This is a genomic window from Massilia aurea, from assembly GCF_024753205.1.
GTDB lineage: Bacteria > Pseudomonadota > Gammaproteobacteria > Burkholderiales > Burkholderiaceae_D > Telluria > Telluria aurea.
This window is the reverse complement of the sequence record NZ_JANUGZ010000005.1, coordinates 279,049-293,915: the sequence shown is the minus strand read 5'-3', so window position 1 is coordinate 293,915 and position 14,867 is coordinate 279,049. Positions and strand designations below refer to the sequence as shown.

The following is a 14,867-nucleotide window of genomic DNA, read 5'->3' as shown; positions in this document are numbered from 1 at the left end:
GCTTTACTGGAGTACCTTGAACTCGATGCGCCGGTTGCGCGCCTTCCCTTCCGGCGTGCGGTTGTCCGCCACCGGCCGGTCGGGCCCCTCGCCCGATACCGCGATCGAGTCGGCCGCAATGCCCTGGGCCACCACATACGCCTTGACCGCTTCGGCACGCGCCTGGCTCAGTGACAGGTTGCCGGCGCGCGAACCGGCGTTGTCGGTGTGACCAATGACGCCGACCTTGACGCCCTTGATCTTGCGCAGCGCGACGGTCATCCCGTCCAGCACGGCGATGCCGGTAGGCGTGAGCGTCGCCTTGCCCGATTCGAATTCGATGATGCGGTCGGCCAGCGCCACATCGAGCACCACCTGCTGCGACACCTGCACCCGCAAGCCGTTGTTGACCGTGTAGGTGGGATTCAGACTCGCCGCGATGTCGCCTGCGATCTTCTGACGCTGCTCCTCGCTGGCCACATCGCCGCGCAGGCTGACGCTGTTGCCGTCGATGTGCAACTGGCCGCCTTTCACCAGGCGCAGGTTGGGACCGATCAACCGGCCGACATACGTGTTCCAGTTGGCGGGCGTCGACACGGTGCCGACCGCTAGCTGGTCCACCACGCGCGCGGCGCCGTAGACGCCGCGCAGGCGTTCGAGCAGCGCCGCCCTGGTCGCCTCGTCTGCCACGGTGCCGGTCACCAGCACCGGTGCGTCGGTCTGGGCCTGGACCTGGGTCTGGGCCTTGGCTGCGCCCTGCTGCAGGCCCGTCAGGCACAGCATGACGATCAGTGTGCGAAGTATCACGTCAGGCTCCGATGAAGGTTGTCATGAACAGCGTGCGCGCCAGCGCCAGCGGCAGATCGGGCTGGGCCAGCTGGCTGGCCAGCGCGCGCACGTCGGGCTCGAGCTGCAGCTGCTCGTCGATCCAGGCCGTGTGCTGCAGGCGTACCTGCAGGTCGGCGCCCACCAGCGGATCGATCATCGCGCGCAGCGTGTCGGCCAGCGCGGCGCAAAAGCCCACTACCAGCACCGGCCGCGCGTCCTGGTGCGTGATGAACAGCGCCAGGTCGAACCCGGCGCGCCGCAGGAATGGCGCGATCAGCCCGAGCCAGAACGCCGCCACCGGATAGCGCGCCGCCGGGTCGGCCGGCAGCGGCAGCACGAGACTCTTGTCGAGCGTACGGGGCGGGCTGCGCATCACGGGCTGCAGCAAGAGGCCAAGCGCCAGCACGAGTCGCGCGACACCACAGTCGTCCAGCAGCGCGTCGAGCGAACCCACCGTGCCGGCATCGATCCAGGCCGTGCAGGCGCCAACATCCCCCAGGCCAATCGCGCTGTCGGCGATCGCCTGCAACGACGCCGTGGGATCGGCATCTGCCAGCACGTTCGGACAGATCTCCTGCAAAAACGTCCACAGCGGGGCAAAAGCGACGGGACAGTGCGCCACGAACGCGGCCGGATCGGCCACCATCAGCGTGCGCGTGGCCAGAAACGGAAAGCGCCGCCCGGACTGGTCGCGGCTGGCCAGCAGATGCCCGGCCACCGCGTGGTGGCGCGCCGGGCCGACGAGGGCGAAGCTCACCGGCGCCATGGCGTCGTAGTGCACGCGCCAGCGCGCATCGGACGGCAGCAAAGTCATCACCTGCGCCAGCCAGGCGTCGAGCATGCCGATCGTGGCCGGTTCGTGCGCCAGCTTGACGAAGTCGGCGCGCGCAGGCAGCTTGCCGAAGTAACCGATCCGGTCGGCGCGCATCACTGGCCTCCCGTGCTGGCCAGTGCGGGCGTCGCCGCATCGAAGCGGCCAACGATCGCCGGCGGCAGACGCATGCCACGAAAACCCTGGCCCTGCGCCTGCCCACCCCCGCCCCCACCCGCTTGCGGACTGCTGACGATCTTCAGGTCCACCGCCACCGTCACATTGTTACTGCTCCAGCGCAGCTCGAACACGCCGCCGTCCTTCTTCGTGCGCTGCGCCGATTCGAACAGGCGCTGCAGGCCGAACTGGCCGGGCTGGTTGAACAGTTCCACGGTGCGGCCGTCGAACGTCACGGCCGACACGCGCGCACCCGATACGCCCTGCGGCCCCGGATGCACCATATTGCTCCAGCTGGCCGGGGTGTTGCGGTAACGGAGTTGCTGGCCATCGATCTCCAGTGTGTATTCGAGCGTGCCGGGCGCCGTGAGCGGCAGCACCTGGAACACGGTCTGCGCCGCCGTGCCGGCCGCCACGCCGTTGTTCGACAGCGGCGCGATCCAGGCCGGGAATGCGGCCACCGCCTGCGGCGCGAGCGAGATGCCGATGTCGGCCCAGGTGCGCGCGGCCAGCACGTCGCCGCGCCGCACCACGAGCGGGCCCATGGCCGTGCCCACGAACTTGGCCACTGCGCCGTCGGGCCCGAACACCTGGCCGATCTCGCCTGGCGTGGCCTCGATGCTGGCGCCTTGCGCGAACGGATACTTGGCCGCCAGCGTGCGCGTGAACGGCTCGACGACCTGCGCCTGCCAGGTCTTGTTGATCTCGGCCTCGGACGGCAGCACGATCATGGCGAAGGTCTGCGTCAGCGGCCGCACGAGCAGTGGCCGCAGCGCGCTTTTCTGGCTTTCGCTCATCCCGGTGAGCATCTGCTCGTCGACGTAGCGCAGCGCCTCGGCCAGTTCCGAGCCGGTCCCTTCGAGCGTCTGCTGCATGAACTGCTTGGCGCCCGGCCCCGGGTCGCCCTGGTTCTTCAGCGTATTCAAGCGCGTGCGCAGGCGCGACAGCGCGTCGAGGTAACCCGTCATCAAGGACGCCTCCTTCTCCCTGGCACCGACGAGGCGCGCCACGCCGGCAAATTCGCGGCCGATCGGGCCCGCGCTTTGCGGCCCGCCGGTCAACTCGGCGGGATCGATGGCATCGGCCAGCGTGCGTGCATCGGACGGCGCCCGGCGCAGGATCTTCTGCTTGATCCACTCGGCGACGCCGCGTTCGGTCTTGCTCGCGGGCTGGCGCAACCCGCCCGGATTGTCCCACGCGGTCTCTTCATGGATCGTGCGCAGCAGCCGGGCGATGGGCGACGTCTGCGGGTCGCCCAGGCGATTCATTGCCTGTACGCTGGCGTCAAAGCCGCGCAGGTCGGTGATCGCCACGCCCTGCACGAACTTGACCCATTCGCGTGCATAGTCGGCCTTGTACAGGTCGATCAGGGCCTTCTGGATCTGCTCCGGGCTACCCTCGAGCGTCAGGTCGTCGCGCGCCGTGGTCTTGAGCACCCAGTCGACGGTATTGAGTTCGCGGTTCGACGCTTCGCGGATCGCGCCCAGCACGAACTTGTCCCACGCCGCGCGCGTGAACGCGCCGCTGACCGCATGGCTGCCGGCCACCAGGGCGCTGTCCTGTTCGCCGACGATGCGCGCCACCGTCACCGCCGGGAAGCGCGTGGCGGCGCGCGTGCGGATGTCGGCGTACACGCGCTCGCGCGCCGGCGTGCCGCGCACCACGCGGCGCAGGTGCTCGCGGGTGGTGTCGAGCAGGCCCAGCTTGAGCGTCATCTGCGGCCAGGCCGGGTCATCGATATTGGCCAGGTGGAAGCTGAGCAGGCGTTCGGCGCTGCGGATCATCTGCTCGCGCGGCATCGCGCCGCGGTGGGATTCGAGCCAGCCGCGCCAGTAGCGCGTGAGCTGGTCGTTCAGGTGTCCCGGCTCGGCGTGCGTTTTATCGCCCAGCATCAGGTAGGTCTTGAGCGCGTTGTAGGCGTCGCCGACGCTGGTAGGCGACGCGTCCTGGTACGGCTGGCCGGGCCGGGCCGCCGGCGTGGCCGCCTGGCGCGCCGGATCCAGGCTGGCCGCATTGTTGTTCACTTCGGTCAGCATGGTCTCGAGCGCGCCCGTCACCGGTTCGACCATCACCGCGCGCACGCCGGCGAAGTATTCGTCGCGCAACTTGCGCGACAGCTGCCCGCCCTGGTACAGGCCGAAGCCCAGCGCCCACGGCTTGTCCTGGCTGTAGCCATCGAGCAGCTCGATGCGGTCCTGCAGGATATCGAGCGCTTCGAGCCGCGACTGCAGGTCGATGCGGCCGGCCTGCAGCCGGGTCACTTTGTCGAGGTCGGCCTGCACATTGGCCACCAGCTGGCGGTTGCCCATGTAGGCCCAGGACCAGCCGCCCATCGCGCAGCCCAGCAGGATCGTGGCCGCGAAGAACACACCCAGCTTCCAGCGCGCCGCCGCCGGATGCGTGTAGCGCCTGACCAGGTCGCGGTCGGCGAAGATCACCTTGCGAAACAGGTCCAGCAAAAAGTAGCCCGACTGCCCGGCTGCCGGCTCGGCCACCGCGCCTTCACGATTGCCCAGCGCCAGGTCGAAGCGGCTGGCCACGCGCTGGCTCGACAGGTCTTGCACGCTGCCTTCCTGCAGCGCGCTGGTGAAGTAAAAGCCGCGAAACACGGGCTTGAACTGGTAGGTATTCTCGTCGAACAGCGTGGCCAGAAAGGCGCGCAGCGGCGTCCTGATCGCCGCAAATTCAAGGGGGAACGTGAACACGCCGGGGCGCATCAGGGTGCTGCGGTTGGCGCCCATGCCGGCCAGGCTCATCTCTTTCAGGCCATCGACGAGCGCCTCGAACTCATCGTCGAAAAAGGCCAGCACGTCCTGCGGCGAGCTGCGGCGGTTGTAGCGCAGCGTGGCGCCCCAGATGCGCTCGCGCTCGGCCTGTTCGCTGCCATGGAAAAAGTCCACGAAGCCCGCCACCAGATCGACCTTCGTGAACACGACATACACGGGCGGATGCACGCCCAGGCGCTCGGTCAGCTCCTGCATGCGGGTGCGCAGGTTCTTGGCCAGCTCGTGCGATGCCGTGGCCGGGCCAGCCATCAGTTCGGCCACACTGACGGCGATCAGGATGCCGTTGACCGGCGCGCGGTGGCGATGGCGGCGCAGCAGATCGAGAAAGCCGAACCACTCGTCGCGGTCGTCTTCCTGCACCGAGTAGCGCCCGGCCGTGTCGAGCAGGATGCCGTCGGTGGTGAAGAACCAGTCGCAATTGCGGGTGCCGCCCACGCCCTGCACGGCCTTGTTGCCGGGGATCGGAAACGTCAGTCCCGAGCGGACGATGGCACTGCTCTTGCCCGCCGCCGGGTTGCCGATGACCATATACCACGGCAGTTCGTACAGCGCCGCGGCGCCACGCGTCAGGCCCAGCTTGGACGTCTTGATGGTGCTGACCGCATCGAGCAGATTCTTGCGCAGCACGGCGACGTCGCCCTTGCCGTTGTCGTCCATCCCATCGTCCGTGGCGTGACCACCGCCCTCGCCCTCGGCGATGGCAGACGCCAGCCGGGCGCCCTCGCGCGCGCGCCAGGCGCGCCGGATCATCCAGCCGGCGCCCCAGCAGCCAAGCAAGGCCAGGCCCACGATGGCGGCCCAGACGATGGCGATGTCCAGCGCCACCGCGCCAAGCACCAGCAGCGCCGCGACGGCGACCACACCGATCAGGATCAGCATGCGGCTGCTGGTCAGGAAATTCCAGAATCGCGCCATGGCGGGGCCCAGGTCCGTTGAAAAAAGAGTCTCACAGGAAATGCTCGCACGCGCATGGCTGCCGCCGCTTGAGCGGGCGCAACACGGTGGACTTGGTGCAACGCCGGTGCTCGCCGCCTCAGCGCCGCATCACCCCGCGCAGGCGCAGCTCGGTGTGGCCAAAATCCATCATCTTCCAGCGCCCGCCCCAGGTCAGACCGAGCGACTCGGCAACCTGTCCGTAGGCCTGGTAGCCGCGCATCGCCCACGGATCTTTTTCGGAAATCACCAGCTTGCCGTCGCGCAGGAACGCGCAGTCGCCCGCCAGGCCGTACTGGTGCCAGCTCTGGAACGCGCGCGCATTGGTGACGTTGCTGCCACTGGCCGCCAGCGCATCCTGGCGCGCCGGGCTGCGGTAGCCTTCGAGCAGCGCCATCTCGTAGCCGTGCTGCTCCTTCATGATCTTGAAGGCCAATAGCAGGCGCGCGCTGAAGTCGGGGTGCAGCAAGCCCCAGTTGCGGCTCGCGCCCACGAGCATCGGCCGTATCAGTTCGACTTCGGCGGTCGTAAACACGTCGGGCGGCAGCGCCACCGGGGGCGCCAGTTGTTCGCCGGCCAGCAGCGCCGCCACCTGTTCATCCGGCATGGCGGCGCTGCCCTGGTACACGGGCAGCATGGCGGGATTGCTCAGCGCCAGCGCCAGCAGCGACGGGATCAGGATCACCGGCGCGACAATGGCGAACACGACCCGATGCCGGCGCAGGAAGCGCAGCAGGCGCTCGCGCAGTGTGAGCGCGGCCGCATCGCGCGCGGCGCCCAGCGCCCGCCCGCCCGCGTGCCCCCAGGCGCCGGCATGCCGCACCAGCGCGCGCAGGCGACCGATGCCGCGTGTTGCCAATGCGCGACCCGTCGGGAACACGGCCAGCCAGATCAGGCCGGATGCGCCACAAACGTACAGAAGCGCGATAAAGATCAGCATCGGTACCTCCAGGATTGTTTCTAATCGGAACTGGAAAAACCCCATCTTAGGAGTGCTGCCGTGCGTTCATCAGACGAACATCAAGCGAACCCCACGCAACCGCATCTGCGGCCCGATCTGATGTCATCGGCGCGGCACGGCGGCAACGAAGACAGCATTCTCGCCAGGCTCGAACGCGAGCCGGCGCGCCGCACGGCGCCCGGCGGCACGGGCGTGCGGGTGGCCTGGTATGGCGGCGCCGTGCTGGTCGCGCTGGGGTTGACGGGCGCCCTGGCCTGGCTGGCGGCGGGGCAGGACAGCCCGCACAGGGTCGAGCCGGCGCACGCGGCGATGGCGGCGCGCGCAATCGTGGCCGATGAACCTGCTGCGCCGCTGGCGGCGGCCGTGATCGTCGACGCTGCGCCGGCACTGGCGCCAGTGGCAGCGCCAGTGACAACGCCAGCACCCGCAGTCAGCACGGCGCACGTCCTGCAGCCGCCGGTGCCACCGCTGCGCCTGTTGCGACCGGCGGACGGGGTGCGAGTGCCCGTCAAGCCGACGCGCACGGCTGCTGCGCCCGAACGCAGCGCGGCCAAGTCCGTGGTCCCGGTGCCGGCCCCGCTCCAGGCGCGCGCAAACGTACCGCGCCAGGCTGCGCGGCCAACAAAGCATGCCGGACCGGCGCGTGTGACCGAAACGCCCGACAGCGATGTCGCCCTGATCTCGGCCGTCATCTATCACGCCAATGGCCACGCCCTGCCCGACCCCGAGATGAACCCGGATCGCTGCGCCGGCGACGCCTGTCGTCCACGGCCAACGCGCTAGCACCGCGCGGGACGATCGCGCCGAAACTGCTGGATTCCCCGTCCGCCCGGGCTTATACTGTACATAAGAACAGTAACGCGGGTGGTCATGATCAGGTTGTTGGAAAACGAGTTTTATTATCTGGACAACTTTCAGCGCGTTCTCGACTGGATCGGCGAACGCTATGCCGACCTGCTCGACGCGCAGGAGCACGCGTTCCTGGCCGCCTTCCCTGCCCTGCCGCACGCGGCGCGCGCGCTGTTCGTGCGCATGGTCATGCGAAAAGGCACGCTGTTTCGCGCCAGTAAACTCCGCTACGCCGAGATCGGCTGCCCGGTCGAGGCGGCCGGCCACTTGCTCGGCACCGGCTGGATCGAGGCCGATCCCGAACTCTCGCTCGACGAACTGTTCGACCTGCTGTCCAAGCCCGAAGTCGCCGAGGCCTTCCCGCACCTGCGCCAGAAAAGCGCGCGCAAGGGCGACCTGCTCGAAGCCTTGCGGGCCGACTGCGCCGACCCTCGCCGTTTTTCGGGCTGGTATGGCGACTGTCCCGACGTCGCGTGGCGCATCCACGTCAAGCCCCTGTGCGATCGCCTGCGCCTGGTTTTTTTTGGCAACCTGCGCCAGGGCTGGACCGATTTCGTGCTGTCCGATCTGGGCCTGTTCCGCTACGAGCAGGTCGACATCTCGCCGGCCTCGCGCGGTTTCCGCCAGCGCGCCGACATCGACCACTACATCCTGCTGCACGCGTGCCGCGAACGCTTCGCTGCCGGCGAAGCGGTCGAGGATGTCGTGCGTGACCTGCCCGAGCATGCGTTCGACAACGACTGGCTGGCCAGCCGGCGCGAAAAGCTCGTGTTCCAGATCGGCCAGCACTACGAAAAGCAGAAAGACTGGGATGGCGCGTTTGCCGCCTATGCCCGCTGTCGCTACCCCGGCGCACGGGGCCGCGCCATCCGGGTGCTCGAAAAACACGAGCGCTTCGACGACGCCTGGGCCCTGCTGACCGAGGCTCAGGCCACCCCGGAGAACGACGCCGAGCGCCAGCACCTGGCCCGCATCGCGCCGCGCCTGGCGCGCCGCCTTGGCCACGCGCGCCTGGGCCGGCTGCCGAAAACCGAGGTGCAGCGCATCGACCTGTGCCTGGCACCGCCGAACGGCGAGCGCTGGGTTGAGGGCGCGGTGCGCGACCATCTGGCGCAAGATGATGCGCCCGTGTTCTACGTCGAAAACGCGCTGGCCAATACACTGTTTGGGCTGCTGTGCTGGCGCGCCATCTTTGCCGCCATCCCCGGCGCCTTCTTCCACCCGTTCCATCGCGGGCCGGCCGACCTGTACAGCGCCGACTTCCACGCGCGCCGCCTGGCCGAATTTTCCGCCTGCTTCGATGAACTCGATTCCGGCGCCTACCGCGACACCATCCGCGCGACCTACCGCGACAAGGCCGGCCTGCAGTCTCCGTTCGTGCACTGGGACGGCATCAGCCTCGAGCTGGTCGAACTGGCGCTGGACTGCATCCCGGCCGCGCACCTGCGCAAGTGGTGCGAGCGGATCCTGGCCGACGTGCGCGAAAACCGCACCGGCTTTCCCGACCTGATCCAGTTCTTCCCCCACGAAAACCGCTACACGATGATCGAAGTGAAGGGCCCGGGCGACCGCCTGCAGGACAACCAGCAGCGCTGGATCGAGTACTGCGCCGCGCATGCGATGCCGGTGGCCGTCTGCTACCTGGTCTGGGATCTGGCGCCCGAGATGGCGGCCTGATTTGACCGGTACCACGCAACCCGCCTACACGATCGCCGTGCGCGCGCTGTGCGAGTTCACCGCCAAGGCCGGTGACCTCGACCTGCGCTTCACGCCCTCGCCCAGCGCCCAGGAAGGCATCGCCGGCCACGCCGTCGTCGCCGCGCGCCGGGGCGACGGCTACCGCGCCGAGCTGCCGCTGTCCGGCGAATGGAATGGCTTGCGCGTGCGCGGCCGCGCCGACGGCTACGACGAAAACGAAAACCTGATAGAAGAGATCAAAACGCATCGCGGCCGCCCCGAGTCCATCCCCGACAACCACCGCCACCTGCACTGGGCGCAGGTGCGCGTGTATGGCCACCTGCTGTGCCAGGAGCGCGGCCTGGATGCGGTCAACCTGGCCCTCGTCTATTACGACATCGGCAGCGGCGTCGAAACCGTGCTGCGCGAGCAGCGCGACAGCGCGTGGCTGCAGACCCATTTTGCAGGCCTGTGCGAACGCTTCTCCAGCTGGGCAGCACAGGAGAGCGCGCACCGCGCCGCGCGCAACGACGCGCTGACGCACCTGCGTTTTCCGCACGCCGACTTCCGGCCCGGCCAGCGTCACCTGGCCGAGAGCATCTACCGCGCCAACACCAGCGGGCGCTGCCTGCTCGCGCAAGCGCCAACCGGTATCGGCAAGACGGTCGGCAGCCTGTTCCCGACGCTCAAAGCCATGCCGCAGCAAGGCATCGACAAGGTGTTCTTCCTGGCCGCGAAGACACCGGGCCGGCGCCTGGCGCTCGATGGCGCGGCCAAACTGTGCTCGGCAACTTCAACTCCGCTGCGCGTGCTGGAACTGACCGCGCGCGACAAGGCCTGCGAGCATCCGGATAAAGCATGCCATGGCGAGGCATGCCCGCTGGCGCGCGGCTTCTATGACCGTCTGCCTGCCGCACGCGCCGCTGCGGCCGAGGTCCTGGTGCTGGACCGCGAAGCGCTGCGCACCGTCGCCCTCGAACACGACGTCTGCCCATACTACCTGGGCAGCGAGATGACGCGCTGGGTCGACATGATCGTGGGCGACTACAACTATTATTTCGACGGCGGTGCGATGCTGTACGCGCTGGCGCAGGCCAACGGCTGGAAGGCCAGCGTGCTGGTCGACGAAGCCCACAACCTGGTCAACCGCGCGCGCTCGATGTACAGCGCCGAGATCGACCGCGAGCTGCTGCGTGCCGCCCGCGCCGTCGCGCCACCGGCGGTCAAGAAAGCGCTCGAGCGGGTCGGCCGCGCGTGGACCAATGTCGACAAGGGCGCGCCCGCGCCGTACCAGCTGCTCGAGTCGATGCCTGCGAAACTGGTCGATGCGCTGCAGGATGCGTCCAGCACCATCAACGAACACCTGGCCGCCTTCCCCGGTCCGCTCGACCCTGACCTGCAGCGCTTCCACTTCGACGCGCTGCAATTTGCGCGCCTGGCCGAATCGTTCGGGCCGCACTCGCTGGTGGACCTGTCGCGCGACGCCGACCGCCCTACCTTGCGCGATTCGACGATCTGCATCCGCAACGTGGTGCCGGCGCCGTTTCTCGGCCCGCGCTTTGCCGCGTCGCATTCGAGCACGCTGTTCTCGGGCACGCTCGGCACCTGGCAATACTGCACCGACACGCTCGGGCTGCCGGCCGACACGGCCTGGGTCGAAGTAGATTCGCCATTCACGGCCAATCAGCTGGACGTGCATGTCGCCAAAGGCATTTCGACCCGCTACCAGGCCCGCGCCGCGTCGGTGCAGCCGATCGCCGAACTGATCGCCCGCCAGTTCCACGAACGTCCCGGCAACTACCTGGCCTTCTTCAGCAGCTTCGATTACATGGACCAGGTAGCGGGCGCGCTGGCTCGATTGGATCCGGGCGTGACGGCCTGGCGCCAGGAACGCCGCATGAGCGAGACCGCGCGCCAGGGCTTCATCGACCGCTTCGCGATCGGTGGCGCCGGCGTGGGCTTTGCGGTGCTGGGCGGCGCGTTCGGCGAAGGGGTCGACCTCCCGGGCGAGCGTCTGATCGGTGCGTTTGTCGCCACCCTCGGCCTGCCGCAGGTCAATCCCGTCAACGAGCAACTGCGCGAGCGGATGCAGACGCTGTTTGGCGCCGGCTACGACTACACCTACCTGTACCCCGGCATCCAGAAAGTGGTGCAGGCGGCCGGCCGCGTGATCCGCACCGAGCAGGATCGCGGCGTGGTGTGGCTGATCGACGACCGCTTCGCCCAGCCGGGCATCCGCGCGTTGATGCCGGCCTGGTGGGAACTGGGCGCGCACAACTCGCGCTGAACGCCTATGCCAGCAGTTCGCGGATACGCTGGTAGCCGCTGCGGCTGATGGGCAGCTTGACGCCGCTTTTCAGCACGGCGCAGTGATTGTCCTTGCTCACCGGTTCGATGCGCGCGATTGCGCCCAGGTTGACGATGTGCGAACGGTGGATGCGCACGAAGATGGCGGGATCGAGCTGCGCCTCGAGTTCGGCCAGGCTGCCAAGCTTGAGGTACTGCCTGCCGTCCGCGCAGACCGCGACGTAATCGTCCTGCGCCTCGATGTAATCCACGCTCGCTGTTGGCACCACGTGCACGCGCGCGCCGTCGCGGATCAGAATGCGTTCGAGCGGCGTATGGCGCGCGGCTGCTTCCTTCACCACGGCTTCGATCTGCGCCGGCTGGGGCGTGCGCAGGCGTGCCTGCGCCAGCGCTTCGCCAAGGCGTGCGCGTGAAAACGGCTTGAGCAGATAGTCGATCGCATGCACTTCGAACGCCCGCAGCGCAAACTGATCGTAGGCGGTCGCGAAGATGTAATGCGGCTTGCTGCCGGCCAGTTCGACCACCTCGAAGCCGTCGAGCTTGGGCATCTGGATGTCGAGGAAAACCAGTTCGGGGTCGAGCTCCGCAATGGCCTTGACTGCCTCGAAGCCGTTCGCGCATTCGCCGACGATCTCGACGTCCGCGTGCGTCGTCAGGTACTCGCGCAGCACGGCGCGCGCCAGGTGTTCATCGTCCACGATCAGAACCCGCATGCTGTCAGTCTCCCATGTCTGCGGGCAGGATCAGGTCCACCCGAAACCTTGCGCCGTCGCGCGTCGCATGCACGCTCGCGTCGATGCCATACGCGGCGTGCAGGCGCTGGCGCACGTTCGCCAGGCCGACGCCGCCGCCCTTGCCCGCCGGCCCGCCCTCCGGATCGACGTCGTTCTCGACCCGCAGCTTCAGTTGCGAGCCGGCGCGCAGCGCGTGCACGCGCACCACGCCGCCCTGTGGCAGCTGGCCGATCCCGTGCTTGACCGCGTTCTCGACCAGCGGCTGCAGGATCATCGGCGGCAGCAGACAGCGCGCCGCGTCATCTGCCATCTCGCACGCGAACAGCAGGCGCGGGCCGAAGCGCACCTGCTCGATCGCCAGGAAGCGCTGCGTCAGTTCGACTTCGTCCGACAGCAGAACCTTGCGGTGCGCCTCGAGTCCCAGCGTATGGCGAAAGAAGCCGGCCAGCTGCAAGGTCATGTCGCGCGCGGCGTCGGCATCGATGCTGGTGAGCGCGCTGATCGAATTGAGACTGTTGAACAAGAAGTGCGGATCGATCTGCGTGCGCAGCATGCGCAGTTCGGCGTCCTGCGCGAGCAGCTTCAGTTCGAGTTCGCGCGTTTCCAGCCGGCGCGCGCGCTCGAACTCCAGCGCCAGATAATGCGCGCACGCAGTCATCCCGTACAGCAGCACGCCGACACCAAACATCACCGCGGCGACGGGTGGCGAGAGCTGCACGCCGCCCATCGATGGCGCCAGCCAGCGCCACAATGCCGCCCACGCCACCGCCGCCGCGCACCACAGCAAGGCGGCGCTGGCAGCCGTGACAAAAAACACGACCAGCACCGAGCGCAGCGGCTTGCTTGCCAGCGGATAGGCGCGGCACAGGTAGTAGCTCGAAAAGCCGCACACGCTCGCATACACCAGCATCAGCGGCAGCGCGAACAGCAGGCTGGCCGGGATGCCGGCGCCGGTGGCCGCGTTCAGCAGGCCCGCAAGCATCAGCCCCAGCATCAGCCAGGCCGCCAGGTACAGCGCGGCGCTGCGCCCCGCCCAGAACATCCGGCCCATCAGTTGCGGATTTCCACACCGCCCATGATGGCGTAGCCGCGAATGACGAGGCGCTTGCTGCCATCGGGCGGCGCGATGGTCTTTTCTTCGAAGCCGCCCAGGATCGGCGTGCCAAGCAGGATCACGGTCCAGTCGGGCGGACACTTGATGGTCACGCCGCCCCAGAACGCGAACACGTTGATCACCGCCTCGCCCCGGATCGAGGCGCCGCGCATATCGAGTTCGCAGCCGCCCATGACCGCCGTGATTTCACCTCCGCGAAAATCCTGCGTAGTCACGCGGCGCTCGTAGCCGCCCAGGATCGCCGTGATGTCGACGGTCTCGCCGCTGCCCGTATCATCGAGCATCCCGGCACCATGATGGGCCACGCCACTGCCCGGCATGCCGCGGCTACGCAGCGCCTTGGCAACCAGAAAACCGCCCAGGCCAATCAGGATCAGCGGCCACAAGGTGCGCACGCTGAAGTTGATGATGTCGAGCCGGTCGAGCATCATCAGGATGCCCACGCCAACCAGCGCAGCGCCAAGGAGCGTGCCACCCTGGCTGCGTGTGTCGCACAGCTTGACCGTGCCGACGATCACGAACAGCATCGGCCAGAAGGAAACCGCGCGATGCATGTCCACCAGGCCGAGGTTATCGAGCAGGAACAAGAGGCCCATGCCGATGACCAGCACACCAAGCACCACCTGGCCCGTCACGCCCCTGTGCAAGCGATCATTTTTCATAGCGGCCCACCTTCTGGTTATTCAGGAAACGACGGGCGATGAATGGATCGAGCACCAGCTTGATGCCCCACATCAGGATGAACAGCGGCCAGCTATTACGGAACGTCAGGCCGAAGGCATTTTCGAGTACTGCAAACAGCCACAGGCCGGCAAACACCGTCCACAAGCCGTTGCCGAATTCCTTGGGACTCGGGTAGCCGATGGTCTGGCTGATACCGACAGCGACCAGCAGCAGCGGCGCGTAGTGCCAGTAGTCTTCGGCGTTGATGTAGTACAGGCGATCGAGCAGCACGACGGCGCCGACGACGATGAGCAGCAAGCCCCAGACGATTTGCTTGCGCCAGCGGTAGGATTCTTCGGATTGCATGGTGCGGACCTCCTTGTGAACGAATAGGAATCACGATAGCAAGGGTCGGCACAGTGGGGAAAGTAGTTTTCGGCGAATGGCGAATCCATACCGGTGAACGGCGAATCGACGCCCTTGATAACCATACAGGCGAAAAAAAACCCGCCGTAAAGGCGGGTTCAATGTGCAGCGCAGCAGCTATCAGGCAGCGCTGGCGGCTTCCTGGCGCTTGATCAGGCCTTTTGGCACGTTGCGGTACTTGGCGCGTGCTTCGGCCTGGCGTACGGCTTCACGCGCGATGTTGGTGCGCTTGATCTCGATGCGTTCTGCCTTGCCGCGATGTTGAGCGATGTGCTTGCTTCCGATTCTCTTGGTCATAACGGTCTCCTTGGTTGAACTATGCGCCGCGTCCTTGACAGGACGTCGACGCGAAAACGTGTGCGAAGGCTAGTTGCCGGTCGGGGCGATCTTGAGCGCCGCCGGGATCAACGTCGCCCAGCCAAGCTGGCGCCGGATTTCTTCTGGCGCCGGTGGCGGCTTCGGATCGCGCGAGCGGCGCGCGAGATATTCGCGCACCAGATGCTTGGCTGGATGCTTGACATCGTACATGGCAACCTCCGCTTCCTTGCTGCCCGGTGCAGCCACGAGGCCCGCACCGGTCATGAAATTGGTGCCGATCCTCGAGGCGACCGGCTAACCTGTT

At 67.6% G+C, this 14,867-nt stretch carries 13 protein-coding genes; 3 read left to right on the top strand and 10 right to left on the bottom strand.

The window, feature by feature from the left end:
- Positions 1–3 precede the first annotated feature (3 nt).
- The 4 genes from NX775_RS20660 to NX775_RS20645 all read right to left on the bottom strand — a co-directional run bounded on the left by NX775_RS20660 (position 4) and on the right by NX775_RS20645 (position 6,454).
- Positions 4–786, bottom strand: coding sequence for an OmpA family protein (locus tag NX775_RS20660; RefSeq protein WP_258837677.1), 783 nt, complete (start codon positions 784–786; stop codon positions 4–6).
- Between the two features lies 1 nt (position 787).
- Positions 788–1,735: a type VI secretion system-associated protein TagF gene (tagF, locus tag NX775_RS20655; protein WP_258837676.1), complete on the bottom strand. Its 948-nt coding sequence runs from the start codon at positions 1,733–1,735 to the stop codon at positions 788–790.
- Positions 1,735–5,496 (bottom strand): type VI secretion system membrane subunit TssM, encoded by a 3,762-nt coding sequence (tssM, locus tag NX775_RS20650; RefSeq protein ID WP_258837675.1) that lies wholly within the window; start codon positions 5,494–5,496, stop codon positions 1,735–1,737. The genes tagF and tssM overlap by 1 nt, the downstream gene beginning before the upstream one ends.
- Before the next feature lie 118 nt (positions 5,497–5,614).
- Positions 5,615–6,454, bottom strand: coding sequence for a M15 family metallopeptidase (locus NX775_RS20645; protein WP_258837674.1), 840 nt, complete (start codon positions 6,452–6,454; stop codon positions 5,615–5,617).
- Between the two features lie 60 nt (positions 6,455–6,514).
- Here NX775_RS20645 and NX775_RS20640 point away from each other — a divergent pair, with 60 nt between their 5' ends.
- From NX775_RS20640 to NX775_RS20630, 3 genes are all read left to right on the top strand, one after another.
- Entirely contained in the window at positions 6,515–7,258 is a 744-nt protein-coding gene (locus NX775_RS20640) for a hypothetical protein (RefSeq protein WP_258837673.1), read from the top strand.
- Between the two features lie 87 nt (positions 7,259–7,345).
- The gene (locus NX775_RS20635) at positions 7,346–9,001 is read left to right on the top strand and encodes a VRR-NUC domain-containing protein (protein WP_258837672.1); all 1,656 of its coding nucleotides are present in this window, start codon (positions 7,346–7,348) and stop codon (positions 8,999–9,001) included.
- Positions 8,940–11,288, top strand: coding sequence for a helicase C-terminal domain-containing protein (locus NX775_RS20630; protein WP_370660605.1), 2,349 nt, complete (start codon positions 8,940–8,942; stop codon positions 11,286–11,288). The genes NX775_RS20635 and NX775_RS20630 overlap by 62 nt, the downstream gene beginning before the upstream one ends.
- A 4-nt stretch (positions 11,289–11,292) precedes the next feature.
- Here NX775_RS20630 and NX775_RS20625 read toward each other — a convergent pair whose 3' ends face one another.
- The 6 genes from NX775_RS20625 to NX775_RS20600 form a co-directional block, all read right to left on the bottom strand.
- The gene (locus tag NX775_RS20625; protein WP_258837670.1) at positions 11,293–12,021 is read right to left on the bottom strand and encodes a LytR/AlgR family response regulator transcription factor; all 729 of its coding nucleotides are present in this window, start codon (positions 12,019–12,021) and stop codon (positions 11,293–11,295) included.
- A 4-nt stretch (positions 12,022–12,025) separates the two neighbouring features.
- Positions 12,026–13,093 (bottom strand): sensor histidine kinase, encoded by a 1,068-nt coding sequence (locus NX775_RS20620; RefSeq protein ID WP_258837669.1) that lies wholly within the window; start codon positions 13,091–13,093, stop codon positions 12,026–12,028.
- On the bottom strand, positions 13,093–13,818 hold the full coding sequence (locus NX775_RS20615) for a LiaI-LiaF-like domain-containing protein (RefSeq protein ID WP_258837668.1): 726 nt from the start codon (positions 13,816–13,818) through the stop codon (positions 13,093–13,095). The genes NX775_RS20620 and NX775_RS20615 overlap by 1 nt, the downstream gene beginning before the upstream one ends.
- The gene (locus tag NX775_RS20610) at positions 13,808–14,185 is read right to left on the bottom strand and encodes a LiaI-LiaF-like domain-containing protein (protein ID WP_258837667.1); all 378 of its coding nucleotides are present in this window, start codon (positions 14,183–14,185) and stop codon (positions 13,808–13,810) included. The genes NX775_RS20615 and NX775_RS20610 overlap by 11 nt, the downstream gene beginning before the upstream one ends.
- 180 nt (positions 14,186–14,365) lie before the next feature.
- Complete coding sequence (locus NX775_RS20605) at positions 14,366–14,542, bottom strand: hypothetical protein (protein ID WP_258837666.1); 177 nt, start codon at positions 14,540–14,542, stop codon at positions 14,366–14,368.
- A 69-nt stretch (positions 14,543–14,611) separates the two neighbouring features.
- Entirely contained in the window at positions 14,612–14,827 is a 216-nt protein-coding gene (locus tag NX775_RS20600; protein WP_258837665.1) for a hypothetical protein, read from the bottom strand.
- Between the last annotated feature and the right edge of the window lie 40 nt (positions 14,828–14,867).

Excerpts from the sequence above, each read along its gene's own strand:
- NX775_RS20630 (WP_370660605.1), top strand. The coding sequence starts at position 8,940 with ATGCGATGCCGGTGGCCGTCTGCTACCTGGTCTGGGATCTGGCGCCCG.
- NX775_RS20645 (WP_258837674.1), bottom strand. The coding sequence starts at position 6,454 with ATGCTGATCTTTATCGCGCTTCTGTACGTTTGTGGCGCATCCGGCCTG.
- NX775_RS20615 (WP_258837668.1), bottom strand. The coding sequence starts at position 13,818 with ATGAAAAATGATCGCTTGCACAGGGGCGTGACGGGCCAGGTGGTGCTT.
- NX775_RS20610 (WP_258837667.1), bottom strand. The coding sequence starts at position 14,185 with ATGCAATCCGAAGAATCCTACCGCTGGCGCAAGCAAATCGTCTGGGGC.
- NX775_RS20635 (WP_258837672.1), top strand. The coding sequence starts at position 7,346 with ATGATCAGGTTGTTGGAAAACGAGTTTTATTATCTGGACAACTTTCAG.
- NX775_RS20620 (WP_258837669.1), bottom strand. The coding sequence starts at position 13,093 with ATGGGCCGGATGTTCTGGGCGGGGCGCAGCGCCGCGCTGTACCTGGCG.
- NX775_RS20605 (WP_258837666.1), bottom strand. The coding sequence starts at position 14,542 with ATGACCAAGAGAATCGGAAGCAAGCACATCGCTCAACATCGCGGCAAG.
- tagF (WP_258837676.1), bottom strand. The coding sequence starts at position 1,735 with ATGCGCGCCGACCGGATCGGTTACTTCGGCAAGCTGCCTGCGCGCGCC.
- NX775_RS20625 (WP_258837670.1), bottom strand. The coding sequence starts at position 12,021 with ATGCGGGTTCTGATCGTGGACGATGAACACCTGGCGCGCGCCGTGCTG.
- tssM (WP_258837675.1), bottom strand. The coding sequence starts at position 5,496 with ATGGCGCGATTCTGGAATTTCCTGACCAGCAGCCGCATGCTGATCCTG.
- NX775_RS20600 (WP_258837665.1), bottom strand. The coding sequence starts at position 14,827 with ATGACCGGTGCGGGCCTCGTGGCTGCACCGGGCAGCAAGGAAGCGGAG.